The following is a 25,295-nucleotide window of genomic DNA, read 5'->3' on the forward strand; positions in this document are numbered from 1 at the left end:
GCGGTGTTTTTTTATCAGGCAAAGCCGTGTACTAACCCTGTTAGTCTTCTACCTGCCAGTCGATGGTTTCGCCGGCGCGGATTGGCACTACGCCTGTGTCACCCAGCGGATAGGTGGCGGGCACCTCCCAGCTGCGTTTCACTAGTGTGATGCTGTCTGTGTTGCGTGGCAGACCGTAGAAGTCAGGGCCGTTGAAGCTGGCGAAGGCCTCTAATTTGTCTAAAGCGCCCACCGACTCGAACGCCTCGGCGTAGAGCTCGATGGCGGCGTGGGCGGTGTAAGAACCGGCGCAGCCACAGGCGGCCTCTTTACGGTCCTTGGCGTGGGGCGCCGAATCTGTGCCCAGGAAGAACTTCTTGCTACCGCTGGCCGCAGCCGCCAGCAGGGCCTGCTGATGGGTGTTGCGCTTCAGGATAGGCAGGCAGTAGAAGTGAGGACGAATACCACCGGCCAGCATATGGTTACGGTTGTAGAGCAGGTGATGGGCCGTGATGGTGGCGGCCACGTTGTCGGAGGCGCCCATGACGAAATCCACCGCATCTTTGGTGGTGATGTGTTCCAGCACTATCTTGAGTGATGGGAAGTCGGCAACCACCTGCTTGAGGGTATTGTTGATGAAGGTGGCCTCGCGATCGAAGATGTCGATGCTCGAATCTGTCACTTCGCCGTGTACCAGGAAGAGCATGCCCACTTCCTGCATCGCCTCCAGCACGGGGTAGATGTTCTTCACATCAGTGACGCCCGAGTCTGAGTTAGTGGTCGCGCCCGCAGGGTAGAGTTTGGCGGCCACCACCTTGCCCGACGCCTTGGCGGCGCGGATATCTTCGGCCGTGGTGTTGTCGGTGAGGTAGAGCACCATCAGCGGCTCGAAGTTGGTGGTGCAGACCGCCTTGATGCGCTCATAGTAGGCCAGTGCCGAGTCGACATTGGTGGCCGGTGGCACCAGATTAGGCATGATGATGGCGCGGCCCATGTAGCGGCCAGTGTCTCTTACGGTATCGGTCAGCACGTCACCATCGCGTAGGTGAACATGCCAGTCGTCGGGTCGGGTAATGGTTAATTTGGTCATCGAGGACTCTTTCTTTTGCGTGGACTGGCTGGATCTTATGTGGCTGGCCAGGGCCTGTAAAGGGCAAACTGAGTTTTATCCCCGGGATAAAGGTGGACAATATTTAATAAAGTCTTGCTCACTTTGCCATCGAGATCACTGTTTTTATCATTCGCTTAGATTTTTCTAATAAAAGGAATTTGCATGTAATAGCGAATGTAATACACTTTCGGCCAAGGTCTGTTTAGTGCAGTAGGAGAAGCATTGAGATGAAGAAGATACTGATTATTGGTGGCGTCGCGGGCGGCGCATCGGCGGCGGCAAGGGCGCGTAGACTCAGCGAAACTGCTGAAATCATTATGTTTGAGCGCGGCGAATATGTCTCCTTTGCCAACTGTGGCCTGCCTTATCATATCAGTGGTGAGATCGCTCAGCGCAGCGCCTTAGTACTGCAGACGCCAGAGAGCTTCAAGGCCAGATTCAATGTCGAGGTGCGGGTTAAGCATGAGGTGGTCGCCATAGATCGCGCCGCCAAGTTGGTGACCGTCAGACGACTGCTCGATGGCAGCGAATACCAGGAAAGCTATGACACCCTGCTGCTCAGCCCTGGCGCGGCACCTATCGTGCCGCCGATCCCGGGTGTGGATAATCCGCTCACCCACTCCCTGCGCAATATTCCCGACATGGATAGGATCCTGCAGACTATCCAGATGAACAATGTCGAGCATGCCACTGTGGTTGGCGGCGGCTTTATCGGCCTGGAGATGATGGAGTCACTGCATCATCTGGGGATCAAGACCACTTTGCTTGAGCTTGCCGATCAGGTGATGACTCCTGTGGATCGCGAGATGGCGGGCTTTGCTCATCAGGCGATTCGTGACCAGGGCGTAGATCTGCGTCTGGGCACGGCCCTGTCAGAGGTGAGCTATCAGGTGCAGACCCATGTGGCCAGTGACGCCGCCGGTGAAGACACCGCCCATCAACACATCAAGGGACATCTGAGTCTGACCCTGAGTAACGGCGAGCTGCTGGAGACAGATCTCTTAATCATGGCCATCGGCGTGCGCCCCGAGACTCAGCTGGCCCGCGATGCTGGGTTAGCGATTGGCGAGCTTGGTGGCATCAAGGTCAACGCCATGATGCAGACCAGCGATCCCGCCATCTACGCCGTGGGTGACGCCGTCGAAGAGCAAGACTTTGTGACCGGCCAGGCCTGTTTGGTGCCGCTGGCGGGCCCGGCGAACCGTCAGGGCCGTATGGCGGCCGACAACATGTTTGGCCGCGAGGAGCGGTATCAGGGCACCCAAGGTACGGCGATCTGTAAGGTGTTCGATCTCGCGGTGGGTGCTACGGGCAAGAATGAGAAGCAGCTCAAACAGGCGGGTATCGCTTTTGAGAAGGTGTATGTGCATACCGCCAGCCACGCCAGCTACTATCCCGGCGCCGAGGTGGTCTCCTTCAAGCTGCTGTTCGACCCGGTTAAGGGCACCATCTTTGGCGCTCAGGCCGTGGGTAAGGATGGTATCGACAAGCGTATCGATGTGATGGCGGTGGCCCAGCGCGCCGGCATGACGGTCGAGCAGCTACAGCACCTGGAGCTTAGCTACGCGCCGCCCTATGGCAGTGCCAAAGATGTGATCAATCAGGCGGCCTTCGTGGCCAGCAACATCATCAAGGGCGATGCAACGCCGATCCATTTCGACCAGATAGATAATCTCAGCGAAGATCAGCTGCTGCTGGATGTGCGTAACCCTGGCGAGCTGCAGAATGGCGGCCTGGAAGGCGCGGTTAATATTCCTGTGGATGAGCTGCGCGATCGCATGCATGAGCTGCCAAAAGATAAGGAGATCATCATCTTCTGTCAGGTGGGTCTGCGGGGCAACGTGGCCTATCGTCAGCTGGTCAACAATGGCTACCGTGCCCGCAACCTGATCGGCGGCTACCGCACCTACAAGTTCGCCAGCGTGTAAACGCCTTATTGATAAATGATTTAGTTATAGATAGGCGGGGCATCTTGCCCCGTCTCTTTTCCTTTGCGACAGATGAAAGAGGTACTCGATGTTTTCATCACTCGCTATCGCCCTGTGCGGTGGTCTCTTGATTGGCTTGGCGGCAAGCCTGCTCCTGGTGGTTAACGGCCGCATCGCCGGTATCAGCGGTATTATTTCTGGCGCCCTGTGGCGCCGCGGCTCGGGCCTGTTTGGCTGGCAGTTCTATTTTCTCGCGGGTCTGGTGCTCAGTGGCCTGCTGCTGGCCGAGCCGTTAAAGGCCTGGCTGGCTATCGAACCAGTGGTGCTGCGTGAGCTTGGTATAGCCGCGCCGACCCTGCTGCTATCGGCGCTACTGGTTGGACTCGGCTGCAGCCTGGGTAACGGCTGTACCAGTGGCCATGGCATCTGCGGCATAGGTCGTCTGTCGCCGCGCTCCATCGCCGCGACCCTGGTCTTCATGCTGGTGGGTGTCATCGCCGCCGTGCTGCTGAACTAGGAGGGGCCATGCGTAACTTATTTGCCTTACTCTCTGGCCTGCTGTTTGGTGCCGGTCTGCTGCTCTCCGGCCTTGCGGATCCCGCCAAGGTGCTTGCCTTCTTAGATATTAGCGGCGTGGTCAACGGCCATTGGGACCCTAGCCTGATGCTGGTGATGGGCGGCGCCCTTGGGGTCTATCTGCCCGTCTATCTGCTGTGGGTAAAACCCAGAATGGCGCGCAATCAAGGCCCTGTGCTGGACAGCCAATATCATCTGCCCAGCAAGACCCGTATCGATGGGCCGCTGATCGTTGGCGCCGCCCTGTTCGGCCTGGGCTGGGGAATGCTCGGCATCTGTCCCGGGCCTGCCGTGGTCAATCTGGCGAGCCTGGATCCCATGGCGCTGGCGTTTATGGCGACCATGGTGCTGGGGGCTTACCTGGGACGCCTGATTAACAAGATGATCGCCCGCAGGTTGCCAGGGCCGATAGAGGCCTAAGCGGCTTATTTTTATGTAAAAGTGCTTGGCAGCCTCTCGCTTTGATGCTTAGCTAGTAGGCAGAAGTTAGGCTGGATCTATATGGCTATTACTTTAATTCCTGACACGAGTGATGACAGGAGTGACGGCATGAGTATTAGCATGAGTTCTGGCCAGCTACCCTGGTGGAGGCTGCTATGCACTCGTTTCTGTTTCGACAACCCTTTGCTACGCTGGCGGCGAGCCGATTTGCTTTTGCATTAGCGATTCCGTTAGCGGCTTTATTGCAGTCAGGCCTGCGCCATGGCTGAGATGTCGCTTCCGCTCCTCCTTATCATATTCCTGGCTATTGGCCTGATAGCCGTTGCGACATGCATGCTTGCTCTGCGCTTTATCCTCAGGCGCCGCGGCGTAGACTTTTCTGCCTTGGAAAATTCTATCGAGGATGGTCTGCTCCTTATTGACGAACAGGCGAAGATCTTGGCTCATAACACCCAGGCCGCGGCCTTGATGAAGGCCGAGGGGAGTGACTTCACAGGCCAGGCTCTCAGCCTCTGGCTCAAGGATTCCAGCGGTGAGCAGCTGCAGGTGTTTTCCGACCGTCAGCTTGGCACCAGCCTGAACCTAGGCCATGAGATCTTAAGCTTTACCCGCCTGGCCCGTGAACCCAGAGGGCTGCTGCTCTTGGTGCGTCATCACAACTTGGAACAGGACATTCGTCAGGATATCGCCCGTTATCACCACAGTCAGTATTTCGCCAAGATAGGCACCTGGGACTGGCAGGTGGGCACTGACACCCTCTATTGGTCCGATGCCATCTTCGGCATCTTCGGTTACAAGCTGGGGGAGGTCACCCCTAGTTATGAGTTCTTCTACTCTAGGGTGCATCCCGAGGATCGAGACAAGGTGAAGGCGGGGGAGGCGCGCTGCATCGCCACTGGCGAGAACCATGACGAGGAGTATCGCATCCTCTGGCCCGATGGCTCTGTGCACTGGGTGCGCGAGACGGGCAACCTGGTGAAGGATAGCGATGGCCAGCTGTTAAAGATGGTGGGGGTGGTGCGTGATATTACCCAGGAGAAGGCGCTGCATCATAAGCTCGAAAAGATGGCTCACCAGGACCCCTTAACCGGACTGCCCAACCGGCTGCAACTCGAGCTGCGTCTGAGTGAGGCGATTCGTGAGGCGTCGCAGAGCGGTGGTCGCCTGGGGCTTATCTTCATCGACCTTAATCAGTTTAAGGCGATCAACGATAGCCTAGGGCATCAGGTGGGGGACCGTGTCTTGATGACGGCGGCCACCAGGCTGCAGAGCCTCAAGGGGTCAGAGGATCTGGTGGCCCGCATCGGCGGCGATGAGTTTGTGATGCTATTGCCCCAGTGGCCGGCTGATAGGCCGTTAGAGGAGGAGGTGGCGCGTCTGGCCGAGGCGCTGTTTGAGCGATTCGCCGAGCCTGTTATTCAGACCGGCAGGGGAATCGCAGCCAGCATAGGATTCGCCATCTATCCGGATCATGCCGGCCATATGGATGCGCTGCTGCATGTGGCCGATCAGGCCATGTATATCGCCAAGGGGCGCGGGGATAACCAATATCATCTGGGGCCGGATCATCGCATGGATCTCGGCCACCGTCTGGCCCGTTAAACCATATTAACTTTTGACCTGTTAAGGCGATTAGCCTCGGGCGGTTTCCAGCGCCGGGCTAATTGCGGGCTCTGGCTGGCGACGCAGGAAGAGGGCGTAATACCAGGTCAGCGCCGAGAACCAGGAGATGGTGAGGGTCCAGACATCGTGGGAGATGAAGTGGGCGCCCCTGAGCTGCTGGGCAATGCCGAAGGTGAGCCCAAGCAGCAGACCGAAAGCAAGGCCGAACCAACGATAGCGCGGCGCGTAGGCCAGGGCGAAGAAATAGAGTGCCACCCAGGCATAGCCGCCGCTGGAGTGACCGGCAGGGAAACACTGACCCGGTGAGTTGGCATCAAACTGACCCGAGAACAGCGAGAAATAATCTGCGCGGCCACCAAAGATCTTCAGATGCCAGGGGCAGTCTAGGTGTACGAACGATTTGCCCAGCCTCACCAGCAGCACGCCGCTCAGCACACTCATGAAGAGAAACACCAGGCCTCTGCGATAGCTGGCCAGGGCGGGTTTCTTATAGCTCAGTCCCAGCAGGCTGAGGACGGTGACTCCGAGTAAGATCACTAAGTTACGACCGCCGACATGGATCAGATTCTCCGTGACCCAGGCGTTGCGTAGCGGCCAGCCATCGACGCCGCCCTCGAGACGAAACAGCCACTGACCCAGGGCGATATCCAGATGAAATAGCCCTATCAGGCTGACGGCCAGCAGGAAGCAGACGGCGGGCAGCAAGAGATGATAGCGCCAGAAGGCGGGTGAGCTAGCAGTGTCCAATGACTTAGCAATCGACATAGAAAAGTGTCCTATCGGCACCTAAAGTCTGGTGCAAAGATAAAAAAATTCAGGCTAGGACAAGAGTCTAGGGGGAGGGGCGTGAATTATATGTGAATTACCCGGCCCCATGGGGCACGGCTGGCGCCTTGGAGCGGGATTTAACTGTGTCGCTCAGATGTAAGATTTAGCTGTGGCGCTTAAACTGTTAGTTGGTTTGGCTCGAAAGTCGTATTGCTTGCCAGTCGAATTTAGCCGCTAGCTGGGCTGAATAGCGGCGGCCTTGATCGCCTCGGCCAGCGCCAGCACGCCGTTGGTGCGCGATGGGCTCAGCTGACCGCTTAGCCCCAGTCGGTCGAAGTACTCGTGTAGATCTAAGGCGGCTATGGTTTTCTTATCCTGCCCCTGCACTGCGGTGAGCAGCAGGGCGATCAGCCCCTTGACGATGCGGGCATCGCTGTCGGCCAGGTAGTAGTGTCTGCCGTCTATCTCCTTGTGATAGAGCCAGGCGTTGCTCTCGCAGCCTCTGACCTGGGCCGACTCTTGTCGAAGGGCATCATCCAGCGGCGGCAGGCGTTTACCCAATAGCATGAGGGCGCGGTAGCGCTCCTGCCAGTTGGCGGCCTGGGTGAAGCTTGGCAGTATCTCCTGGGGATCCAGGATTAGGCCAGTAAAGGCCTCAGTGGATGGGCTTGGCTTGTTATCATTCATTTGGACATTGTCTCATACATTTAAAGCAGCAGCTCTTTTACCGATTTTAGCGCCTGGATGAAGCGATCGACATCTTCATCATTGCTATAGACGCCGAGGGAGGCGCGGCAGCAGCCTGACAGCCCCAGGGTCTGCATCAGAGGCATGGCGCAGTGATGACCGCAGCGCACGGCGATCCCCTGCTGATCCAGCAAGATCCCTACGTCTTGGTGATGCTCGCCGGTGAGGTTAAAGGCCACGGCGCCGACATTGTCGCCGTGGGCGCCATAGAGGCTGATGCCACCCAATGCCCTGAGCTCATCCTGAAGACGCTTGAGCAAGGCCTGTTCATGGGCCCTGAGTTCGGCGCGGGGCAGGGACTGGATAAAGTCGATGGCGGCCCCCAGACCTATCACCTCGGCGATGGGCGGCGTACCCGCCTCCAGACGGTTGGGCAGGATATTAAATGTGGTGCCCTCGAAGCTCACCTGCTTGATCATCTCACCGCCAGTGAGCAGGGGCTCGAGCTTGTCGAGCGCTTCATAGCGGCCATATAAGATGCCTATACCCGTCGGGCCATACATCTTGTGGCCGGAGAAGAGGTAGAAGTCGCAATCCAGGGCCAGCATATCCACCTCGAGATGGGCGATCGCCTGGGCGCCGTCGATAAGCGTCAGTGCGCCTACCGCCTTGGCCTGTGCGATCATCTCTCTAACGGGATTGACCGTGCCCAGCACGTTGGAGACATGGCTGAGGGCGACGACACGTGGGCCACGTTGCAGTAGCGCTTGATAGGCCGCCTGATCCAGGCGCGCCTCAGGGGTCAGCGGGATAGGCCGTATCTCGGCGCCGGTTTGCTTGGCCAGCATCTGCCAGGGCACTATGTTGGCGTGATGGGCGGCGCTGTCTAACAGGATCAGATCCCCAGCCTTTAGCTGGCTGGCCAGCCCCAGGGCCACCAGGTTGATCCCCTCTGTGGTGCCATGGGTAAAGATGATCTCTTCGCAGCGGTCTGCCTTAATGAAAGCCTTTACCTTGTCGCGCACCGCCTCATATTGGCTGGTGGCGCGGGCAGACAGCTGATGGGCGGCGCGGTGCACGTTGGCATTGTCCGCCTGATAGTAGCGGCCCATGGCGTCGATCACCCCTTGGGGTTTCTGACTGGTCGCGGCCGTATCCAGGTACACCAGCGGATAGTCGCCGAGTGACTGGGTGAGAGCGGGAAACTGGCTGCGCAGCTGGCTTAATTCCATCGATTGGGTCCGTTGCGTGGTTCAAACAAAAAAGGCGCTCAGATCTTGGGAGATCTCAGCGCCTAATGCAAGTTCAATTAGCCTTTTAGGGCATCTCTACGGATTTAGGGGCAGGGAATGCGGTAAATGGCCGCCAACTCGTCGATTCGGCCCATCAACTCGGCGCTCAGGCTGACCGAGGTGCTGTCGATATTCTCTTTCAGCTGCTCTAGGTTGGTCGCGCCTATGATGTTACTGCCGACGAAGCGGCGGCCGTTGACGAAGGCCAGTGCCATCTGCGCCGGGCTGAGGTTGAACTCCCGCGCCAGCTCCACATAGGCTTGGGTGGCATCCAGGGCCATCTGCGAGCCTGTGTAGCGGGCGAAGCGCTTAAACAGTGTGAGTCTCGCCCCCTCTGGCCATTGGCCACCTATGTATTTGCCGCTCAGGGCGCCAAATGCCAGTGGCGAGTAGGCCAGCAGTGGCAGCTCTTCCCTGTGGGCAATCTCGGCCATGCCCACCTCGAAGCTGCGGTTAAGCAGGTTATAGGGATTCTGTACGCTGATGATGCGCGGCAGGCCGTGCTTCTCCGCCAGCTGCAGATACTTCATCAATCCCCAGGGGGTCTCGTTGGAAACGCCTATGTAGCGGATCTTACCGGCCTTGATCAGATCGGCCAGGGCCTCCAGGGTATCGATTATGGGGGTGAGCTTCTCATCATCCTGCTGTTCATAGAAGAGCTCGCCGAAGAAGTTGGTGTTGCGATCCGGCCAGTGGAGTTGATAGAGATCTATGGTCTCTATCTGCAAGCGCTCCAAGGAGTCGTTGACCGCCTGGTGGATGTTGCGCCAGTCCAGCGCCATGTTCTGACGGATATAATCGCTCTTGCCGCCGGGGGCCGCGACCTTGGTAGCGATAATGAGATCGTCACGCTTGCCCCTGGCCTTGAGGTAGTTACCCAGGATACGTTCTGTCTCGCCCTGAGTCTCGGCCTTGGGCGGCACAGGGTACATCTCGGCGGTATCGATAAAGTTGATGCCCTGTCCGATGGCGTAGTCGAGCTGCTCGAAGGCCTGGGCCTGAGTATTCTGTTCACCCCAGGTCATGGTGCCCAGGCAAATTTTACTGACGTCTAAGCTGGAATGGGGGAGTCTTGTATAGTCCATTCAAATCTCCAGAATGCGCAAGAATTACTTCTGAGGCTAGCAAGCTTTCTTAGGAAACACTAGATAAATTACTTCATGGTGAAGTAACAAAATATCTCAATGATTTGCTTGAGTTTTTAATTGCTAAAGTTTAATCAGCATGGGCATTTCACAGGCATCGTGGCCCGTGTTGCCAAGGGGGGCATCCAGATGCTCGAACCCCAGTTTCTCATAGAGGCTGACCGCCTCACTCAGGCAGGCGGTGGTCTCCAGATAACAGTGGCTGAATCCCTGGCTACGGGCAAACTCGAACGCCTGCAGTGCCATGCGTTTGGCAAAGCCCTTGCCTCTGAGTTTTGGGTCGAAATACATCTTCTGTAACTCGCAGACATCATCGTGGCCCGGTAGGGGAGCGATCCCCACGCCGCCCAGCACCAGCCCCTTGTAGTCGACCACCCAGTAGTGGGCCTTGTCGGCCTGATAGACGCTGTAGAGATCGTCCAGGGTCGGGTCGGCGACGCTGTAGCCCTTATCCGGTGTCAGGCCATATTCGGCAGAGACGTTACGGATCACCCGGGCGATGTGGGGGTTATCCTCCTGGGTGAGGCTGCGGATAGTGTAACCCTGCTGGGCGCTGGCCAGATCCATGGCGCGGGTATATTGGCGCAGGCTGGCTTCCAGCTGGGCGATCTGCTCAGGCGAGAGCTGGGCCAGGATCTCCTGGTACATCTTGTTCTGTTGCTCGTTCAGGCTGTTGAGTTGGCGTTTACCCTGAGCCGTAAGTTGGCACAGCGAGCTGCGACTGTCTCTGGGGTTGTTGCGACTCTTGGCAAAGCCCTTGTCACACAGCTGGCTCACGGCGCGGCTGGCATTGGACTTGTCGATATTCAGGGCCAGGGCCAGCTGCTTTATCGACAGCTCCTGGGTGCTGAGCTCGATCAAGGCGTGGGCCTGCACCGGCGACAGCGGCTGATCGCCGCAGGCGGAGTTGAGCATGCCCAGCTGCCTCACCAGTTGCCTCGACAGGCTGCGCAGTGACGAGCAGGTCTGGGGCAGTTCGACGGCCTGAGCGAGACTGGCATCATCGAGCATCGAAGGACAAGATTGTGACATGGTTAAGATCCGAGTGAGCTATATAGTTGCGATATACATCTAACTTAGATCCCTAAAAAGAGAAATGCAAGTTTTTGCTAATGTAGATAAATTCGGCAGGCTTATCTGGGTTGGCCTGCCTTCTCCTGCCGCCGAATTAGCCAAAGATCTCCGGGTTGAGCAGCGGCGCCATCGCTAGCACGATCGCCTGGGTGTAGACGCTCTCGCGACAGGCCTTGCCTTGGGTAAAGAGGCCGATGGCACCTCCCTTCTGCTTGATATTGACCGTGTTGAACAGCCTGTCCATCACATCGCCAAGTTCCTCGCCGGCCACCAGGGCGTCATACACAGGGGCGGGCAGGGGCATCTGTGCGCTGCGACCTATGCTCAGGTTGCCTCGATGGACGATGGCCATGTAGGCGTAGGTGGCCGCGCCGTGGTCGAACAGGTCGACGCCGCCTTCCATGGCGATATAGAGATCCGCCGTAAGGCGCTCATCGTTCTTGCCTTGCTGCTCGCAGTAGCGGGCGCGGTTGATGGCGCCTTCGCGGGTCTCTGAGTCAGTCATCGGCTGGGCCGCGACTCCAGAGGGGGCGTGCATGCCCTGGCAGAGGATCTCGGCATCTGGAAACAGCAGGCAGAGGGCGTTGCGGGCCGCGCCTATCTTGACCGGATTGGTCGAACCGACCGTGATACGAATGATGGCTTGTTGGCTGAGAGCGCTGGGCATGGGTATTCCAAAAGTGAATGAATCGACAGGGCGCCATTTTGCCATAAAGCGCCTCGCGATGCATGGGCGGGCAAGCACCAGGCGCGGCGCGATATTTAACCTAGTGGATGCGCGCAAATGGCATCTTACCGCGGCGAAACAGGGCTAAGCGGCAGAGCGGCCGCCATAGCGCCGGGTTAACAGATGTAAAAAAGGGTAACGCGCTTGTGATGTTCTGGTTCGCTTTGGTTAGCGTGAGATTGCCGTTATGAAAATTTACAACACAATAAGTTAGATTCGGCTCACAAAGCCGATTCATTCTGAAAATTCATTACAAAAAGAGGTGTCAGATCAATTTCTCGCGTCCTGCCTGCTATATGCTACGCCCGAATTTTAGTCGTGCTCGCCAGGCGGAAAAACGCCGCGGGGCGGGGCGTCGAAACACTCAGATGCTAGGGCATCGATAAGGTTATTTTATGCAAAACGAAGCGACAATCTCTGATGTAAACCTCGCGCAGCGCCAAGGTTGGACTCGCAGCGACACGACCTGGATGTTGAGCCTGTTCGGCACCGCCGTCGGCGCCGGTATCCTGTTTCTACCCATCAATGCCGGCATGGGCGGTTTCTGGCCCCTGGTGCTGATGGCCGTGATTATCGGTCCCATGACCTACCTGGCCCACAGAGGCCTGTCTCGTTTCGTCTGCTCCTCTCAGCGTCAGGGTAGCGACATCACCCATGTGGTCGAAGAGTATTTTGGCGTCGGCGCCGGTAAGGCGATCACCTTGCTCTACTTCTTCGCCATCTACCCCATAGTGCTCATCTATGGTGTGGGTATCACCAACACGGTCGACAGTTTCATCGTCAACCAGCTGGGCATGGCCTCGCCACCACGCTTCCTGCTGTCCGGTATCTTAGTGCTGGGCATGATGTCTGTGATGGTGTCTGGCGAGAAGTTTATGCTCAAGGTGACTCAGCTGCTGGTGTATCCACTGGTGGGGATCCTGGCCTTTATGTCGCTGTACCTGATCCCAAGCTGGAAGATGGACGCCCTGATGGAAGTGCCTGCCGCCGGTGAGTTTCTCGGTACCGTCTGGCTGACTATTCCAGTGCTGGTATTTGCCTTCAACCATTCGCCAGCCATCTCACAGTTCTCGGTATCGCTGAAGAAGCAGTACGGTAGTAACGCGGCCAAGAAGGCCGATGTGATCCTGCGTAACACCAGCATGATGTTGGTGGGCTTCGTGATGCTGTTTGTCTTCTCCTGCGTACTGTCGCTGAGTCCAGCCCAGCTGGCCGAAGCCAAGGCGCAGAACCTGCCGATCCTCTCATACCTGGCCAACGTACACGCCAGCGGTTTCGTCAGCTATTTCGGCCCCATCATCGCGGTGATCGCCATCGTCTCCTCATTCTTCGGTCACTACCTGGGCGCCACCGAAGGCCTCAAGGGGATCATCACCAAGCAGCTGCGTAGCAGCAACAAGGAAGTGTCGGACGCCAAGATCGACAAGTTTATTCTCGGCTTCATGTTCCTGACCATCTGGGGTGTTGCCGTGATCAACCCGAGCATCCTGGGGATGATCGAGGCCCTGGGCGGCCCTATCATCGCCGCGATCCTCTACCTCATGCCTATGTATGCCGTCTACAAGGTGCCTGCGCTCAAGGCTTACCGTGGTCGCATCAGCAACATCTTGGTGATCCTGGCAGGCTTGCTGGCGATGACGGCCATACTGTTTGGCATGCTCTCTTAATCGACTCATGTTACGCCCGGCGACTCTCCGCCGGGCGAATCTAAGTGGAAGCATTTATGGTTAGCGCATTTGATATTTTTAAGATAGGTGTGGGTCCCTCCAGCTCACACACTGTCGGGCCGATGAAGGCCGCCAAAGGTTTTGTTGACGATCTGCGTCAACGTGGAGAACTGCTGAGCATCACCAGTGTTAAGGTGGATATCTATGGCTCCCTGTCGCTCACCGGCAAGGGCCACCATACAGATAGCGCCATCATCATGGGGCTGGCGGGCAACAGCCCTGAGACGGTAGATATCGACTTGACCCCTGAGTTTATTCGTCAGGTGGCCATGACCTCCTGTCTGCCACTGGGCACAGAAGGGCATGGGGTCGACTTTCCGCCCGAGGCCGTGGTGTTTCACCCCGAGGCCCTGGCGCTGCATGAAAACGGCATGACGTTGAGCGCCTATGTCGGTCAGCAGTGTGTCTATCACAAGACCTATTACTCCATCGGCGGCGGCTTCATCGTCGACGAGGAACATTTCGGTATGACGGCCGCCAACGAGGTGGTCTTGCCCTATCCCTTCGCCAATGCCGAGGAGCTGCTGGATCTATGCCAAGAGACGGGCATGAGCATCAGCGCCATCATGATGGCTAACGAGCGTGCGCTTCATAGTGAGGCCCATATTGCCGAGGGTTTCGAGGCGGTATGGCATACCATGAAAGAGGCTATCGAGCGCGGCTGTCACACCGAAGGCGTGTTGGCTGGGCCGCTGCGGGTGCCGCGTCGGGCACCGGCGCTGTTCCGTCAGCTGGCTACCGGTGAGCGTCTGTCGGCGGATCCCATGATGATCGTCGATTGGGTCAACATGTTCGCCCTGGCGGTGAGCGAAGAGAATGCCGCCGGTGGCCGGGTGGTGACCTCACCGACCAATGGCGCGGCGGGGATCATCCCGGCCGTGTTGGCTTATTTTGACAAGTTCATTCAACCCGTGGGGCCCAAGGAGTACAGCCGCTACTTCCTCGCCGCCGCCGCAATCGGTGGCCTGTATAAGCGCAACGCCTCTATCTCTGGCGCCGAAGTGGGTTGTCAGGGTGAAGTGGGGGTTGCCTGCTCCATGGCCGCCGCCGGACTGGCAGAGCTGATGGGCGGTAATCCGGCTCAGGTCTGCATCGCCGCCGAGATCGGCATGGAGCATAACCTGGGGCTGACCTGTGATCCGGTCGCCGGTCAGGTGCAGGTGCCCTGTATCGAGCGCAACGCCATCGCCTCGGTGAAGGCGATCAACTCGGCGCGCATGGCGCTGCGGCGCAACAGCGAGCCCAGAGTCAGCCTGGATAAGGTGATTGCGACCATGTATGAGACAGGCAAAGATATGCATGTGAAGTATCGCGAGACCAGTCAGGGTGGCCTGGCGATCAAGGTTACCAGCATCTGCGCCTAAGCTTTTGTCTGAGCAGTTAGCTTAAGCTATGCGCCGGAGCCATAAAAAAAACGCCCATCAGGGCGTTTTTTATATTTGGTTACCGGCTACTTTTCTTCATACATCAGGTAGTAGCTCTGCTTCATGCCGAGGGCCTCGTAGGTCTTCTGCGCCTTATGATTCTCCTGCTCCACATAGAGTCTGAAGCTGGCGGCGCCGCCATTGTCCTCGGCTATCTGTTTCACCGCCTCATACAGCTTGCCATAGATCCCCTGGCGACGATTCTGCGGGCGGATATAGACGCTCTGGATCCAGTAGTAGTCCTTGGCGCGCCAGTCGCTCCATTCGAAAGTGACCATGAGGGAGCCCAATATTTCGCCGCCTTCCTCGGCGACCAGGTAGAAGCCGCGGGCGGGGTTTTCGAGTAGCGTCTGTACGCCTAGGGTGAGGGTCTGTTGATCTAGGCTGAGCCCCTCGGTTTCGTTGGCCATGGCCTGATTAAACTGCACTAGTGCGGTGAGATCCGATTGTTGGCCTTTTCTTATTTGCATTATCGCCTCCTTAAATTTGGCCATACTCTAGCACGCTTCATGGCCAAGCCAAGGCAGAATTTTTTCGATTGCTCCTTAGACTAAAGTCTAACTCTGCTATGCTTTGAAGAAGGGAGTGCTAAGTGTCTATGGGGTGAGGCGATGAGTGATTCTGACCAGAATGATCTTACTAAACTCAATCAAAATCAGCGTGATAGCTTGGCGCTTGGCCGGGAGCAGGAGGCGGTAAATCATCTGCTGCATTTTCTGCTGACCCTGGTTACCCTAGGTCTCTGGGGCCTGGTCTGGTGGCACCTTATCCTAAAGTCCCAGGGCAAGGCGGAGCGGCTGTTTCATGGCTTCGACGACGCCTACTGGAGCCATCTCATCGAGCGCGAACAACCCCCCGCGGCCCTGCATACCTTCAGGGTCGATGCCAAACAAGAATCTGCCTACTTCGAGGCCTGATGGGGCCTCTCTTGATATGAATCACAGCTTACTCCAGGTTTATCTGATATTATCCCCGTCCCATTTGCGTCTGCCGTCTGCTGCGTTGCTACTTGCTCCGTTGCGACAGGCTTCTCTGTCATAGGGCGGCAGGACGAAACCACTCTCGCGATTCAAGGTTATTAATGATGCGTCAACAAACCTCTTCTTGGCTGGGCCGAGCCTGGTCTGGCTGGATGTCTGTGCCCCTGTGGCTACAAATCCTTATTGGTATGCTGCTGGGTATCTGCGCCGGCCTGGGCCTGGGCGAACAGGCGGTGCTGCTTAAGCCAATAGGTACGCTTTTTGTCAACACCATCAAGATGTTGATTGTCCCCTTGGTGTTCTGTTCCCTGATCGTGGGGGTAACTTCGATGCAGGATACCGCCAAGATGGGCCGCATCGGTTTTAAATCTTTCGCCTTCTATCTGGGCACTACCTCAATCGCCATCACGCTCGGTTTGGCCGTGGGTCATATCATGCAACCCGGCGCCGGACTGGCGATGACCTCGGCTGAGAGTCACAACGCGGTGAAAGAGGTGCCTTCTATCATGGAGACACTGATCAACATAGTGCCAACCAATCCTATCGCGGCGCTAGCGAGCGGGCAGATCCTGCAGGTGATCGTGTTCGCGGTGGCTCTGGGTATTGCCCTGGTGTTGATTGGCGACCATGGTAAGCCGGCCATCAAGGTGTTCGAGAGCCTGGCCGAGGCCATGTATAAGCTGACCGACATGGTGATGAAGCTGGCGCCATATGGTGTGTTTGGCCTGATGGCCTGGGTGGCCGGTGAATATGGCATGGATATGTTGATGCCGCTGATCAAGGTGATTCTGGCGGTTTATATAGGCTGCGCCCTGCATATCATAGGTTTCTACAGCCTGGTGCTGACCTTCGTGGCCAAGCTCAACCCCATGCAGTTCTTCAAGGGGATCAGCAATGCACTGGCGGTGGCCTATACCACCTCAAGCAGCGCCGGCACCTTGCCTGCCAGCATGAAGTGCGCCAGCGAATCCTTAGGGATCAACAAGAAGATCTCCAGCTTCGTGCTGCCCCTGGGTACCACCATCAACATGGATGGCACCGCCCTGTATCAGGGAGTCACGGCGCTGTTTGTTGCCCAAGCCTTCGGGATCGACCTCACCTGGGTCGACTATATCACCATCATTCTCACCGCGACCCTGGCTTCAATTGGTACCGCTGGGGTGCCGGGTGCGGGTCTGGTGATGCTTACCCTAGTGCTGACCACGGTTGGCCTGCCGCTGGAAGGGGTGGCGATCATCGCGGGTATCGATCGTATCTTGGATATGGCGCGTACCGTAGTGAACGTGTCCGGGGATCTGGTGGCGACCACAGTGATCGCCAAGTCTGAAGATGAGCTGGATCTCGAGCACTACAACGCCGACGCCGAGCAGAGCCAGATACTGGCAGAGCGCCTGGATAGCTAGTGTTAAATAGCTAGTTTTAAATAGCTAGTTTTAAACAGCTAAGCCGAGTTTTAGACATAAAAAAACCGCCAATCAGGCGGTTTTTTTGTGTCGGCAATAGCGCTTACTGCTTGCTGAGGACCAGCTGGGTTTCGCCATCGGCGTCGCTGAGCAGCAACTTGCCTTTGACCAGCTTGACCTGGGTGACCTGAGACATGGCCTGCATGACATTGCGCTCCTGCTGCATCAAGGCGTCGACACAGGCTTTCATCGTGCTACCGGCGGGGGAGAGGGTCAGGGCCTGACCCTCTAACTGATACTGGCCGAAGAACTGGTTACAACTGTTGTTGCCGCTCAATGCGCCATCTTCGGCAAACACCAGCTGGGCCGGGCTGTAGTCGATGACGGCCTTACCCTGGGCGGCCTCGATATGCCAGCTGCCTAAAATATCCAGATCCTCGCCGCCTGTGAGGGATGCGCTTTGACAGGCAGATAAGCCGAGCAAGGTACCGGCGATAAACATTAACTTCTTAAACATGGGGAAACTTCCAATTCTGTGAGACAGATATTTTGACAAGCTTACGCCTAATTAAAAAGCCTTATTCGGGGTTTTTCCATGATATTTTGTTCATGGTAAGCTGTTTCCACTGATGGCCCAGCTGCTGCGCCGACAAAAAGCTGTGCCGACGACAAGCTCTGCTGAAAGGGGAAAGACGAAGCTATGATGACAGGATTAAAACTGGCCCACTGGTTGGGACTCGCTATGGTGCTCGCCGGCCTTGGGATCTATGGCCTGACCTCCTGGACCGAGCAGATCCAGGGGATACTCTTGGTTTCAAGCCTGATAGGCCTGGGGCTGGTGATGATGTCGCCTTTCCCCATAGTGCTCTTTTTTCAATGGGCAAAGGCGCAGGATCACAGCCAAGACGCACCTGAGTGCGAGAGCCAGCGCGAGAGCTAGCGCAAAACTTAAGGCTTAACTCGCCCTAGGCCTTTACGCCACCTTGCTGTTTCAGCTCTCGGTTGGCATGTAGATTCTGTCTCGCCGCCTCCACCATGGGCTCGATGGCAAGATGTGTGGTGGGGGTGAAGAAGCTTACGCCTATGGCGATCTCCGCCTTGATCTCCTCCTTGGCGATCTGCTTGAGCAATCGCTTGGTGAGAGATTCGAGATTGGCCTGACTGTCGACGAAGGCCAGTATGGCAAACAGGCCATCTTCGATGCGGGCCGAGACATCGGCGTCACGCATATTATGGTGTATCACCCGGGCTAACTGCCTCAGCCCCTGACTCTGTTCCATCACTCCCTTATAGGAGGTCATGTCCTGCAGCAGGACGATACCTGCATGGGAGCCGAAGCGGCGACTCAGGCTCAGTTGTCTTGGCGCCATCAGGTTGAAGCCATAGGGGTTGAGCATGCAGGTGAGATCGTCCTGTACCGACATCATCTGAATCTGCTGCATCAAAAACAGGTGCTTGAGCTCCGCCTGGATCAACGCCTTGGCGTTTTCCATAAGCGGCAGGAGTCGCTGAAAGTGTTTACTGCGCTGGCTGTCGCAGATCAGCATGACGCCAAATGGTTGACCGTCTGACCAGTAGAGGGGCAGGGCCAGCAGGCTGTTAAAGCGTGCCAGGTGACTCTTGGGATCTTGGCTCTTGGTCAGATCCAGCAGGCCGTAGGCGGTGTGGCTCTTGAGGGCTTGGGTGAGGCTGGCATCATGAAACTGAGTACCGGCATAGAGATTAAGATCCGTGTGCTGACGACTACAGACCACCTGATACTCGCCGTCGATAAACTGCAGCACCACACTGGCCTGAGCCTGATAAAATTCATTAAGTAGATCAACTTGTTGCTGCCAACGCGGCAGGGTAATGGCGGGATGGTCGGCTTCCCTGAGCCAAAGGCTGGTATCGGCGCATTCTAATAGCATAGTAGTGCTCGCTTATTGTTATTATTAAATTGCATAACTCGCTAGATAAGGTGGGTCAGCCGAAAGACTGACGACACAAAGTGTTTACATCATACTCAAAAATCATATGTTGTGAGAATGTAAATTTTCAATTTTGCGAGCAAAATCTGTTTTTTCGATTTCCTAACCGAATCTCTAACGCTTGTCTTTTGCGCCAGTCTCTAACACTAGACCTCTGTCTCAATTTCATCATCTTTCTGCTGAGACTTGAGTTGCTGCTTAGCCTTCTCCAGCATGGGCGCCAGCTTGGCCGAGGAGTCGGGGGCGAAGAAGGAGTGGCCCGAATCCAACTTGAGGCGATCGTTTTGTTGTAGCAGCAGTTTCTCGACCCTGTGGCTGATGTGGTTGAGATCCCGCTCGGTATCCACAAACACCAGCACCACGAACTGGCTGTGGCTGTAGTGGGCGGCGATGTCGGCGGTGCGTATGGTGTCCTGAATGATGTTGCCCAGCAGGCGGATATGCTTGTCCTCGATCTCGTCGATCAGCGGCGGATTGGGGTAGAGCTCGAAGAAGAGGATGCCGGCATGGGCGCCGAAGCGGCGGCCCAGGTTGAGCTGTCGCGGCGCCATCATGATGAAGCCATAGTGATTGAGCATGCCCGTGTCGCGATCCCGCATCGACAGTGATTCGATGCGCTGGCTCTGACACAGGAGCGCCAGGTCCTGTTGCAGCAAGATCTGGAAGGGCTCCAGCATGAAGGCGTTGGTGCTGGCGGTCTCCTTGCTGGCCGGATTGATCACACACAGACAACCGAATACTGTGCCGTCGGGCCAGAGGATCGGCCTGGACAGCATGCTGCTGGCGGTGGCGAGATCTTTGGGGAGCTCGGCGTTGGATTCTCGGCTCAGATCCAGGTTGACCCCTTCGGGCTGACTGTTGGACAGGCGGGTAAAGAGCTCGAATTTCTCGTTATACAGGGTGCCGGAAAGAAACCTGCGGGTATCGTTGATGGAGCTGACGATGATCTCAAAACCCAGGTCCGTCTGCTGGGCGACAAAGGCGACATCCGCTTCGAAATAGCGTTTCATCAGCTCGCACTGATGCATCCACCTGACTAAGTTGATTTGCGCGTTATCGTTTTCAAGTATACTCACACCCGTGTGAATGTTTTCCGGCAGCATGATCGGCTCTAACCTATTGGTGTTTCAGGTGTGTTAAGTGTGGTAGTCGATTAGCTATTTTGCAAATAACCCGAAGATTTAAGGGGATATTCTTGTTTCTTCACAGCATAGTGAGTCCGTCATGGTGATCCGTCTGGCAACCCGCGCCGACCTAGATGCCATCGCCGCCCTGGAAGCGAACCAGTGGGAGGCCGAGCTTGCCCCAGATCAGCGCGGCGGCATGATGACGGGCCAGAGTTTTAGTCGCCAGCAGCTAGATGAGCTGATTCAGAATCATTGGTTGTTGCTGGCCGAAGTCGGCGGTGAGATCGCCGGCTATGTGATCGCCGGTCGCTGGCCTTTCTTCGGTGACTGGCCCATCTACCGTTATCTCTTGAAGCGACTCGAGGCAGGCCGTTTCGAGACTGGCTCGGGTATAATCAATAAAGCCAACAGCTGTCAGTATGGTCCCATCTGGATAGCGCCGTCCCAGAGGGGGTCTGGCCTGTTTGCCGAGTTGGTGGCCAAGCTCAAGAAAGAGGTGGCACCTCAATATTCCTACATGGTTACCTTTATCGCCGAAGAGAACGAACGTTCCTTCTCCGCCCACACCCAGAAGGGGGGCATGCAGGTGCTGGACTTCTTCGAGTTCGATGGCCGCGGGTACTATCTGCTGGCGGTCGATACCGCAGGCGCTATCTAGGGGAGGGCGACCTTTTGACGAGCAATAATACCGAGAGTGACATGAATGAGAGCAAGATGGCCGAGAGCAAGATGCAAGGCTTCCCACCGCGTCTCGCCGAGCTGTTTGAGCCCTATGCCGGCGTCACCCTCAGCGCCCTGGATAACCTCAAGCTGCTCAACGCCTTGGCGAACCAAGCGGCGCTTAGCTGCGAGTGTCTCGAGCTCAGCGGTGAGTCCCGCGCGGTTTACGTCGCCAAGTGGGATGAAGGCTGGTTAGATTGCGGCTTTAGTAACGCCTACAGCGCCGAGATACGGCCTATGACGCCGCCATCTGAGGTGCAGCTTGCGACAGCTAACAAGGTCGAGGTGCCACTGTTAAATGCGCAGCAGCTGAGTTTCATGTGCATGCAGTATGCCCATTTCGATCATTGTTAGCCGGGATTGAAGATATTGAAACAGAGAAATGGAGGCAATATGTCAAGGATGAGTCGTTTGTGATGGTGAGAACCTTTGCCCTGCTGGGCGTGTTATTCAGTGGTTTCCTGGTCTGGCTGATCGTCAGCGCCGATGCCGGGCGCACTAACCCCTTGTTTGAGCTGGCCCATGCGTTGCCCTATGGCGATAAGCTGGGACATATGCTGCTGTTTGGTACATTGACCCTGTTTGCCAATGTTGGCAGCAACTTCAGGCGCGTCTCTTTAGGGCGGCTTTCTTTAGGGCGGCAGTCGTGTTTGGGGGTGAGACCCTATCTGGGGGCTCTGGTAGTGGCGATTGTGGTGATTATCGAGGAGTGCAGTCAGCAGTATTTTCCCAGTCGCACCTTCGATGGCTATGACCTAATGGCCGATGGGGTCGGTATCTTGCTCTTCAGCCTGGTGAGCCTGTATCTTGAGAAGCGAATCTCTACTGGCAATGAGACCTCTAATCGCAATTAATATATCTCATTGACCCAGATACAAAAAAGCCGCCAAAGGGCGGCTTTTTGCTGACTGGCAAAACCAAGCTTACAGCTTAGCGTCTGCGCGCAGGGCTTCAGCCTTGTCGGTGCGCTCCCAAGGGAACTCGTTACGACCGAAGTGACCGTAAGCCGCAGTTGCCTTGTAGATAGGACGGGCCAGGTCGAGCATTTCGGTCAAGCCATAAGGGCGCAGATCGAAGTGTTGACGAACCAGGCCGATAAGCACTTCTTCAGAGACCTTGCCTGTGCCGAAGGTTTCAACGCTGATAGAGGTTGGTTCTGCCACACCGATAGCGTAAGAAACCTGGATCTCACAGCGATCCGCCAGACCGGCAGCCACTATATTCTTCGCCACATAACGGGCCGCATAGGCCGCGCTGCGGTCAACTTTTGATGGGTCTTTACCCGAGAATGCGCCGCCGCCGTGACGAGCCATGCCGCCGTAGGTGTCGACGATGATCTTACGACCCGTCAGACCACAGTCACCCATAGGACCACCGATAACGAAACGGCCGGTTGGGTTGATGAAGAACTTGGTCTCTTTGTTCAACCACTGTGCCGGTAGCACAGGCTTGATGATGGTTTCCATCACGCCTTCGATCAGATCAGACTGGCTGACGCTGTCGCAGTGCTGGGTAGAGAGAACCACGGCGTCGATGCCGACGATCTTGTTGTCTTCGTAGGCGAAGGTCACCTGGCTCTTGGCATCTGGGCGTAACCAAGGCAGGGTGTTGTCTTTACGCACTTCTGACTGACGCTTCACCAATGCGTGAGCATAGGTGATAGGGGCTGGCATGAGTACGTCAGTTTCGTTACTGGCGTAACCGAACATCAGGCCCTGGTCGCCGGCGCCTTGCTCTTTAGGATCGGCGCGATCGACACCCTGGTTGATGTCTGGAGACTGCTTACCAATGGCGTTAAGTACCGCACAAGAGTCGGCATCGAAGCCCATGTCTGAGTGGGTGTAGCCGATCTCGCGAACCGTCTTACGGGTTAGCTCTTCAATATCGACCCATGCAGAAGTGGTCACCTCACCACCTACCATCACCATGCCGGTTTTGACGTATGTTTCACACGCCACACGTGCCTTAGGATCTTGCTCTAAGATCGCGTCGAGTACCGCATCAGAAATTTGATCGGCGATTTTATCTGGATGACCTTCTGAGACCGACTCAGAGGTAAACAAGTGCTTTGCCATAATGGAAAAATCTCGTCTTTAAACAATTCGAATGTGTAGAAGTATCTACATCTAGACGGCCATTTTAGTGGAAATCAGATCGGATGACACCCTTTTCGATGAAAATTGTGGAGTAAAACCGGGTAAATATTCTAATGCTTCGGATGAGTTTAAATAAAAGAGCAACTTAAAATGTTGTTAATGTTGAATTTTTATTGTTGTTATAAGGCCGCGATTTTTTATTGCCAAAGGATCGCTTAGGCCAGTTAGATGAAGATCGCGGCGACTCGGGTCTGCCTGCTCAGTCTTATGTTCGCAAATTCGGGTGAGGGCGCCGGAGAAGTTTGAGCGGCGAGGCGAGGTTTTGCCTGGGGTCATCTTGAGTGTCACTGAGGTGCACTTTTTCGTGTCTAGATGGATTTAATCTAAGCTAAAGGGCGAATTTTATTTGCGTCCCATCCACGAGTAGGGGAAAATATGCCCCCATTGTTGCCCGCAAAATCGGCCCGCAAAATCCCCAACATTCAAATCAGCAGGAGAGAGCATGTCATCTCGTAAAGAACTCGCAAACGCTATCCGTGTGTTAAGTATGGATGCCGTTCAGAAAGCCAACTCTGGTCACCCAGGTGCGCCATTGGGAATGGCCGATATCGCCGAAGTGTTGTGGAATGATTTCCTGAAGCACAACCCGAACAACCCAGAGTGGGTCGACCGCGACCGTTTCATCCTTTCAAACGGCCACGGCTCTATGCTGATTTACTCTCTGCTTCACCTGACGGGTTATGCATTGCCGATGGATGAGCTGAAGAACTTCCGTCAGCTGCACTCTAAGACGCCGGGTCATCCTGAATATGGTTACACACCGGGTGTTGAAACCACTACAGGTCCACTGGGCGCGGGTATCAGCAACGCCGTAGGTATGGCGATTGCCGAGAAGACTCTGGCGGCGCAATTTAACCGTCCTGGCCATGACATTGTCGACCACTACACCTACTGCTTCCTGGGTGACGGCTGTCTGATGGAAGGTATCTCTCACGAGGCCTGTTCTCTGGCGGGTACCCTAGGTCTTGGCAAGCTGATTGCCTTTTGGGATGACAACGGCATCTCTATCGACGGTCACGTCGAAGGCTGGTTCACCGACGATACCGCCAAGCGTTTCGAATCTTACGGCTGGCATGTGATTGCCGGTGTCGATGGCCACGACAGCGATGCTATCCGCAAGGCAATCGAAGAAGCCAAGTCAGTTACCGACAAGCCAACTATGATCTGCTGCAAGACCATTATCGGTTTCGGTTCACCAAACAAGTCTGGCAGCCACGACTGTCACGGCGCGCCACTGGGCGATGCCGAAATTGCGGCTGCTCGTGAGTTCCTGGGTTGGGAACACGGTCCATTTGAGATCCCTGCAGACGTTTACGCGGGTTGGGATGCCAAAGAAGTGGGCGCGGCGAACGAATCTAGCTGGAACGAGAAGCTTGCTGCCTATGAAGCCGCTTACCCAGAGCTGGCGGCGGAATATAAGCGCCGCGTGATCACTGGTGAACTGCCAGCCGATTTCGAAGAGAAGGCACAGGCCTTCATCAAAGAGTGTCAAGAGAAGGGCGAAAACATCGCCAGCCGTAAGGCATCACAAAACGCTATCGCGGCCTTCGGCGCTGTCCTGCCTGAACTGCTCGGCGGCTCGGCTGACCTGGCCGGTTCTAACCTGACCCTATGGTCTGGTTCTAAGGGCATTCAGGAAGATCCAGCCGGTAACTACATCTACTACGGTGTGCGTGAGTTCGGTATGAGCGGCATCATGAACGGTGTGTCGCTGCACGGTGGTTTCATCAACTATGGCGCGACCTTCATGATGTTTATGGAATATGCGCGTAACGCGGTACGTATGTCTGCGCTGATGGGCATTCAAAACATCTTCGTTTACACCCACGACTCTATCGGTCAGGGTGAAGATGGCCCGACTCACCAACCGGTTGAGCAGCTGGCTAACCTGCGCATGACACCAAACATGATGGTATGGCGTCCATGTGATGCGGCGGAAACTGCCGTAGCTTGGAAGATGGCTATCGAGCGTCGTAACGCGCCGACTTCACTGGTATTCAGCCGTCAGGGTCTGCCTGCTCAGCCACGCAGCGAAGAGCAACTGGCTAACATCGCCAAGGGTGCTTATGTGTTGCAAGATTGCGCCGGCACGCCAGATCTAATCCTGATCGCAACCGGTAGTGAGGTGCAGCTGGCACTGGATTCGGCTAAGGCGCTGACCGAGCAAGGTAAGGCGGTACGCGTGGTCTCTATGCCATCTACCGACGTGTTTGACGCGCAAGACGCTGACTACAAAGAGTCTGTACTGCCTAAGTCAGTCACTAAGCGTGTGGCCATCGAAGCGGCTCACGTCGATTACTGGCACAAGTATGTCGGTTTCGACGGCGCCATCGTTGGCATGACCACCTTCGGTGAGTCTGCTCCAGGCGGCGCGCTGATGAAGCACTTCGGCTTCACCGTTGAGAATGTGGTTGCCAAGGCAAGCGCTATTCTCTAA

26 protein-coding genes are annotated in these 25,295 nt (G+C 56.2%); 13 read left to right on the plus strand and 13 right to left on the minus strand.

The window, feature by feature from the left end:
* Positions 1–40 precede the first annotated feature (40 nt).
* The gene (gene pyrC, locus SHEW_RS03745; protein WP_011864534.1) at positions 41–1,069 is read right to left on the minus strand and encodes a dihydroorotase; all 1,029 of its coding nucleotides are present in this window, start codon (positions 1,067–1,069) and stop codon (positions 41–43) included.
* Positions 1,070–1,317: 248 nt separating this feature from the next.
* Between pyrC and SHEW_RS03750 the strand changes: the two genes are divergently transcribed.
* From SHEW_RS03750 to SHEW_RS03760, 3 genes are all read left to right on the plus strand, one after another.
* Entirely contained in the window at positions 1,318–3,018 is a 1,701-nt protein-coding gene (locus SHEW_RS03750; RefSeq protein WP_011864535.1) for an FAD-dependent oxidoreductase, read from the plus strand.
* 88 nt (positions 3,019–3,106) lie between these two features.
* Positions 3,107–3,535 (plus strand): YeeE/YedE family protein, encoded by a 429-nt coding sequence (locus SHEW_RS03755; RefSeq protein ID WP_011864536.1) that lies wholly within the window; start codon positions 3,107–3,109, stop codon positions 3,533–3,535.
* Positions 3,536–3,543: 8 nt separating this feature from the next.
* Positions 3,544–4,014, plus strand: a complete 471-nt coding sequence (locus tag SHEW_RS03760; RefSeq protein WP_011864537.1) for a DUF6691 family protein — start codon at positions 3,544–3,546, stop codon at positions 4,012–4,014.
* A gap of 207 nt (positions 4,015–4,221) precedes the next feature.
* Here SHEW_RS03760 and SHEW_RS20805 read toward each other — a convergent pair whose 3' ends face one another.
* Entirely contained in the window at positions 4,222–4,482 is a 261-nt protein-coding gene (locus tag SHEW_RS20805) for a hypothetical protein (RefSeq protein WP_041406387.1), read from the minus strand.
* On the opposite strand from SHEW_RS20805, the gene SHEW_RS03770 reads away from it, so the two are divergent.
* The gene (locus SHEW_RS03770; RefSeq protein WP_190272405.1) at positions 4,474–5,637 is read left to right on the plus strand and encodes a sensor domain-containing diguanylate cyclase; all 1,164 of its coding nucleotides are present in this window, start codon (positions 4,474–4,476) and stop codon (positions 5,635–5,637) included. The two genes, SHEW_RS20805 and SHEW_RS03770, sit on opposite strands and share 9 nt — an antisense overlap.
* 30 nt (positions 5,638–5,667) lie before the next feature.
* On the opposite strand, the gene SHEW_RS03775 is transcribed toward SHEW_RS03770, so the two are convergent.
* The 6 genes from SHEW_RS03775 to yjjX all read right to left on the minus strand — a co-directional run bounded on the left by SHEW_RS03775 (position 5,668) and on the right by yjjX (position 11,291).
* Positions 5,668–6,423, minus strand: coding sequence for a phosphatase PAP2 family protein (locus tag SHEW_RS03775; protein ID WP_011864539.1), 756 nt, complete (start codon positions 6,421–6,423; stop codon positions 5,668–5,670).
* 237 nt (positions 6,424–6,660) lie between these two features.
* Positions 6,661–7,113, minus strand: coding sequence for a SufE family protein (locus tag SHEW_RS03780; protein WP_011864540.1), 453 nt, complete (start codon positions 7,111–7,113; stop codon positions 6,661–6,663).
* 20 nt (positions 7,114–7,133) lie between these two features.
* On the minus strand, positions 7,134–8,345 hold the full coding sequence (locus tag SHEW_RS03785; protein WP_011864541.1) for a cysteine desulfurase: 1,212 nt from the start codon (positions 8,343–8,345) through the stop codon (positions 7,134–7,136).
* 104 nt (positions 8,346–8,449) lie between these two features.
* Positions 8,450–9,490 carry an NADP(H)-dependent aldo-keto reductase gene (locus SHEW_RS03790; RefSeq protein WP_011864542.1) on the minus strand — a complete coding sequence of 347 codons (1,041 nt, stop codon included), beginning with the start codon at positions 9,488–9,490 and terminating at the stop codon, positions 8,450–8,452.
* A gap of 123 nt (positions 9,491–9,613) precedes the next feature.
* Positions 9,614–10,582 carry a bifunctional helix-turn-helix transcriptional regulator/GNAT family N-acetyltransferase gene (locus SHEW_RS20300; RefSeq protein WP_011864543.1) on the minus strand — a complete coding sequence of 323 codons (969 nt, stop codon included), beginning with the start codon at positions 10,580–10,582 and terminating at the stop codon, positions 9,614–9,616.
* A gap of 136 nt (positions 10,583–10,718) precedes the next feature.
* Positions 10,719–11,291: an inosine/xanthosine triphosphatase gene (yjjX, locus tag SHEW_RS03800; RefSeq protein WP_041406390.1), complete on the minus strand. Its 573-nt coding sequence runs from the start codon at positions 11,289–11,291 to the stop codon at positions 10,719–10,721.
* Between the two features lie 455 nt (positions 11,292–11,746).
* On the opposite strand from yjjX, the gene SHEW_RS03805 reads away from it, so the two are divergent.
* On the plus strand, positions 11,747–13,018 hold the full coding sequence (locus tag SHEW_RS03805) for a serine/threonine transporter (RefSeq protein WP_011864545.1): 1,272 nt from the start codon (positions 11,747–11,749) through the stop codon (positions 13,016–13,018).
* A 56-nt stretch (positions 13,019–13,074) separates the two neighbouring features.
* The gene (locus SHEW_RS03810) at positions 13,075–14,442 is read left to right on the plus strand and encodes an L-serine ammonia-lyase (protein WP_011864546.1); all 1,368 of its coding nucleotides are present in this window, start codon (positions 13,075–13,077) and stop codon (positions 14,440–14,442) included.
* Between the two features lie 86 nt (positions 14,443–14,528).
* On the opposite strand, the gene SHEW_RS03815 is transcribed toward SHEW_RS03810, so the two are convergent.
* Positions 14,529–14,972 carry a GNAT family N-acetyltransferase gene (locus SHEW_RS03815; protein ID WP_011864547.1) on the minus strand — a complete coding sequence of 148 codons (444 nt, stop codon included), beginning with the start codon at positions 14,970–14,972 and terminating at the stop codon, positions 14,529–14,531.
* A gap of 141 nt (positions 14,973–15,113) precedes the next feature.
* Here SHEW_RS03815 and SHEW_RS03820 point away from each other — a divergent pair, with 141 nt between their 5' ends.
* A complete protein-coding gene (locus SHEW_RS03820; protein ID WP_011864548.1) occupies positions 15,114–15,419 on the plus strand; it encodes a DUF4234 domain-containing protein in 306 nt (101 codons plus the stop codon).
* Between the two features lie 167 nt (positions 15,420–15,586).
* Entirely contained in the window at positions 15,587–16,885 is a 1,299-nt protein-coding gene (locus SHEW_RS03825) for a dicarboxylate/amino acid:cation symporter (RefSeq protein ID WP_041406394.1), read from the plus strand.
* 103 nt (positions 16,886–16,988) lie between these two features.
* Here SHEW_RS03825 and SHEW_RS03830 read toward each other — a convergent pair whose 3' ends face one another.
* Positions 16,989–17,402, minus strand: coding sequence for an META domain-containing protein (locus tag SHEW_RS03830; RefSeq protein ID WP_011864550.1), 414 nt, complete (start codon positions 17,400–17,402; stop codon positions 16,989–16,991).
* 183 nt (positions 17,403–17,585) lie between these two features.
* Between SHEW_RS03830 and SHEW_RS03835 the strand changes: the two genes are divergently transcribed.
* Positions 17,586–17,825: a hypothetical protein gene (locus SHEW_RS03835; protein WP_011864551.1), complete on the plus strand. Its 240-nt coding sequence runs from the start codon at positions 17,586–17,588 to the stop codon at positions 17,823–17,825.
* Between the two features lie 25 nt (positions 17,826–17,850).
* Here SHEW_RS03835 and SHEW_RS03840 read toward each other — a convergent pair whose 3' ends face one another.
* Positions 17,851–18,795 (minus strand): GGDEF domain-containing protein, encoded by a 945-nt coding sequence (locus tag SHEW_RS03840; RefSeq protein ID WP_011864552.1) that lies wholly within the window; start codon positions 18,793–18,795, stop codon positions 17,851–17,853.
* Between the two features lie 206 nt (positions 18,796–19,001).
* Positions 19,002–19,958, minus strand: a complete 957-nt coding sequence (locus SHEW_RS03845; protein ID WP_011864553.1) for a nucleotidyl cyclase domain-containing protein — start codon at positions 19,956–19,958, stop codon at positions 19,002–19,004.
* Positions 19,959–20,079: 121 nt separating this feature from the next.
* Here SHEW_RS03845 and SHEW_RS03850 point away from each other — a divergent pair, with 121 nt between their 5' ends.
* The 3 genes from SHEW_RS03850 to SHEW_RS03860 all read left to right on the plus strand — a co-directional run bounded on the left by SHEW_RS03850 (position 20,080) and on the right by SHEW_RS03860 (position 21,556).
* Positions 20,080–20,640 carry a GNAT family N-acetyltransferase gene (locus SHEW_RS03850; RefSeq protein WP_011864554.1) on the plus strand — a complete coding sequence of 187 codons (561 nt, stop codon included), beginning with the start codon at positions 20,080–20,082 and terminating at the stop codon, positions 20,638–20,640.
* A 14-nt stretch (positions 20,641–20,654) separates the two neighbouring features.
* Positions 20,655–21,056 (plus strand): hypothetical protein, encoded by a 402-nt coding sequence (locus SHEW_RS03855; RefSeq protein ID WP_150099942.1) that lies wholly within the window; start codon positions 20,655–20,657, stop codon positions 21,054–21,056.
* Between the two features lie 62 nt (positions 21,057–21,118).
* A complete protein-coding gene (locus SHEW_RS03860) occupies positions 21,119–21,556 on the plus strand; it encodes a VanZ family protein (RefSeq protein ID WP_011864556.1) in 438 nt (145 codons plus the stop codon).
* A gap of 69 nt (positions 21,557–21,625) precedes the next feature.
* On the opposite strand, the gene metK is transcribed toward SHEW_RS03860, so the two are convergent.
* A complete protein-coding gene (gene metK / locus SHEW_RS03865; RefSeq protein WP_011864557.1) occupies positions 21,626–22,777 on the minus strand; it encodes a methionine adenosyltransferase in 1,152 nt (383 codons plus the stop codon).
* 523 nt (positions 22,778–23,300) lie between these two features.
* Here metK and tkt point away from each other — a divergent pair.
* Positions 23,301–25,295 carry a transketolase gene (gene tkt / locus SHEW_RS03870; protein WP_011864558.1) on the plus strand — a complete coding sequence of 665 codons (1,995 nt, stop codon included), beginning with the start codon at positions 23,301–23,303 and terminating at the stop codon, positions 25,293–25,295.

It is taken from the genome of Shewanella loihica PV-4 (assembly GCF_000016065.1).
Taxonomy (GTDB): domain Bacteria; phylum Pseudomonadota; class Gammaproteobacteria; order Enterobacterales; family Shewanellaceae; genus Shewanella; species Shewanella loihica.

What these genes read in the sequence shown, in the direction of transcription:
- SHEW_RS03790 (WP_011864542.1), bottom strand. Translation starts at nt 9,490, where the DNA reads ATGGACTATACAAGACTCCCCCATTCCAGCTTAGACGTCAGTAAAATT.
- SHEW_RS03815 (WP_011864547.1), bottom strand. Translation starts at nt 14,972, where the DNA reads ATGCAAATAAGAAAAGGCCAACAATCGGATCTCACCGCACTAGTGCAG.
- SHEW_RS03775 (WP_011864539.1), bottom strand. Translation starts at nt 6,423, where the DNA reads ATGTCGATTGCTAAGTCATTGGACACTGCTAGCTCACCCGCCTTCTGG.
- metK (WP_011864557.1), bottom strand. Translation starts at nt 22,777, where the DNA reads ATGGCAAAGCACTTGTTTACCTCTGAGTCGGTCTCAGAAGGTCATCCA.
- SHEW_RS03805 (WP_011864545.1), top strand. Translation starts at nt 11,747, where the DNA reads ATGCAAAACGAAGCGACAATCTCTGATGTAAACCTCGCGCAGCGCCAA.
- SHEW_RS20805 (WP_041406387.1), bottom strand. Translation starts at nt 4,482, where the DNA reads ATGAGCCAAGATCTTCGCCTGTTCGTCAATAAGGAGCAGACCATCCTC.
- SHEW_RS03760 (WP_011864537.1), top strand. Translation starts at nt 3,544, where the DNA reads ATGCGTAACTTATTTGCCTTACTCTCTGGCCTGCTGTTTGGTGCCGGT.
- SHEW_RS03755 (WP_011864536.1), top strand. Translation starts at nt 3,107, where the DNA reads ATGTTTTCATCACTCGCTATCGCCCTGTGCGGTGGTCTCTTGATTGGC.
- SHEW_RS03820 (WP_011864548.1), top strand. Translation starts at nt 15,114, where the DNA reads ATGAGTGATTCTGACCAGAATGATCTTACTAAACTCAATCAAAATCAG.
- SHEW_RS03810 (WP_011864546.1), top strand. Translation starts at nt 13,075, where the DNA reads ATGGTTAGCGCATTTGATATTTTTAAGATAGGTGTGGGTCCCTCCAGC.
- tkt (WP_011864558.1), top strand. Translation starts at nt 23,301, where the DNA reads ATGTCATCTCGTAAAGAACTCGCAAACGCTATCCGTGTGTTAAGTATG.
- SHEW_RS03830 (WP_011864550.1), bottom strand. Translation starts at nt 17,402, where the DNA reads ATGTTTAAGAAGTTAATGTTTATCGCCGGTACCTTGCTCGGCTTATCT.
- SHEW_RS03835 (WP_011864551.1), top strand. Translation starts at nt 17,586, where the DNA reads ATGATGACAGGATTAAAACTGGCCCACTGGTTGGGACTCGCTATGGTG.
- SHEW_RS03750 (WP_011864535.1), top strand. Translation starts at nt 1,318, where the DNA reads ATGAAGAAGATACTGATTATTGGTGGCGTCGCGGGCGGCGCATCGGCG.
- SHEW_RS03860 (WP_011864556.1), top strand. Translation starts at nt 21,119, where the DNA reads ATGGTGAGAACCTTTGCCCTGCTGGGCGTGTTATTCAGTGGTTTCCTG.
- yjjX (WP_041406390.1), bottom strand. Translation starts at nt 11,291, where the DNA reads ATGCCCAGCGCTCTCAGCCAACAAGCCATCATTCGTATCACGGTCGGT.
- SHEW_RS20300 (WP_011864543.1), bottom strand. Translation starts at nt 10,582, where the DNA reads ATGTCACAATCTTGTCCTTCGATGCTCGATGATGCCAGTCTCGCTCAG.
- SHEW_RS03840 (WP_011864552.1), bottom strand. Translation starts at nt 18,795, where the DNA reads ATGCTATTAGAATGCGCCGATACCAGCCTTTGGCTCAGGGAAGCCGAC.
- pyrC (WP_011864534.1), bottom strand. Translation starts at nt 1,069, where the DNA reads ATGACCAAATTAACCATTACCCGACCCGACGACTGGCATGTTCACCTA.
- SHEW_RS03845 (WP_011864553.1), bottom strand. Translation starts at nt 19,958, where the DNA reads ATGCTGCCGGAAAACATTCACACGGGTGTGAGTATACTTGAAAACGAT.
- SHEW_RS03850 (WP_011864554.1), top strand. Translation starts at nt 20,080, where the DNA reads ATGGTGATCCGTCTGGCAACCCGCGCCGACCTAGATGCCATCGCCGCC.
- SHEW_RS03780 (WP_011864540.1), bottom strand. Translation starts at nt 7,113, where the DNA reads ATGAATGATAACAAGCCAAGCCCATCCACTGAGGCCTTTACTGGCCTA.
- SHEW_RS03785 (WP_011864541.1), bottom strand. Translation starts at nt 8,345, where the DNA reads ATGGAATTAAGCCAGCTGCGCAGCCAGTTTCCCGCTCTCACCCAGTCA.
- SHEW_RS03825 (WP_041406394.1), top strand. Translation starts at nt 15,587, where the DNA reads ATGCGTCAACAAACCTCTTCTTGGCTGGGCCGAGCCTGGTCTGGCTGG.